This is a genomic window from Sulfitobacter sp. HI0129 (genome assembly GCF_001635395.1).
Classification (GTDB): domain Bacteria; phylum Pseudomonadota; class Alphaproteobacteria; order Rhodobacterales; family Rhodobacteraceae; genus Sulfitobacter.
Window position 1 is genome coordinate 1 of sequence record NZ_LWGH01000023.1, and the last position, 382, is coordinate 382.

Consider the following 382-nt stretch of genomic DNA (forward strand, 5'->3'; position numbering starts at 1 on the left):
GCACGAAGACAGGTTCGGCGCACCCTATTATCATGTCTACCGTCCCGATCTTCACTCCATCCTTGCCAATCGGGTGGAAGAACTGAAGCCCGGAGCCATTCACCTCAATTCGACGGTTGCATCCTATACCGAGGACGCGGACGGCGTAGTGTTGACGCTCGCAAGCGGTGAGCGCATGCAGGGAGACATTTTGGTCGGTGCAGACGGTATCCATTCCGTCGTGCGCGAACAGATGCACGGCAAGGAGAAGCCCAAATTCACCGGCAATGTCGCCTGGCGCGTCATGATTCCCGCAGACAAGATCCCGCGTGACTATCAGCCCCATATCTTCGTGAACTGGATGGGCCCGAAAAAGCATATGGTGGTCTACTGGGTGAACGAG

Annotated in this window: 1 protein-coding gene; it reads left to right on the forward strand. The window is 56.5% G+C overall.

Translation table 11 applies throughout. From position 1 onward, the window contains the following. Positions 1-382 (forward strand): FAD-dependent monooxygenase (locus A3764_RS00275; RefSeq protein WP_201722372.1); only part of this gene is annotated, 382 nt, incomplete at both ends.